This window comes from Oleiphilus sp. HI0123 (assembly GCF_001635315.1).
On the sequence record NZ_LWGE01000092.1, the window covers coordinates 1 to 477 of the forward strand.

A 477-nucleotide genomic window follows, 5' to 3' on the forward strand; every position below is an offset into this window, starting at 1 on the left:
CCAATAACATCAGTTAATCAGATATTGTCTGTTGATGAAGAGGCTAGAGTTATAGCTCAACAGCAAATAATGAAGAAGAAACGGCCTTAATGAAGATGAGCCAGTATATTTAATGACACTGATTCAGACCATACTCTCGCTAATTATTACGCTTGGTATTCTAGTTACGATCCATGAATATGGACATTACTGGGTTGCCAAGCGTTGTGGTGTCAAGGTCCTACGATTTTCAGTAGGCTTTGGGCGCCCGATTTTTATGTGGAAAAACAAGGATGGAACCGAGTTTGCCATTGCTAGTATTCCTTTAGGTGGCTTCGTCAAGATGCTTGACGAACGCGAAGCCCCTGTAGAAACCGCTTTGCTTCCTTATGCTTTTAATCGCAAGCCTGTCTCGCAGCGTATTGCGATAGTGTCAGCAGGCCCTATCGCGAACTTTCTATTTGCTATTGCAGCTTACTGGCTGATGTTCATTATTGG

Annotated in this window: 1 protein-coding gene; it reads left to right on the plus strand. The window is 43.0% G+C overall.

Features of this window, described 5'->3' with window-relative positions:
* Positions 1–112 precede the first annotated feature (112 nt).
* A partial coding sequence (gene rseP, locus A3761_RS00955; protein ID WP_068749641.1) for an RIP metalloprotease RseP occupies positions 113–477 on the plus strand: 365 nt, incomplete at its 3' end.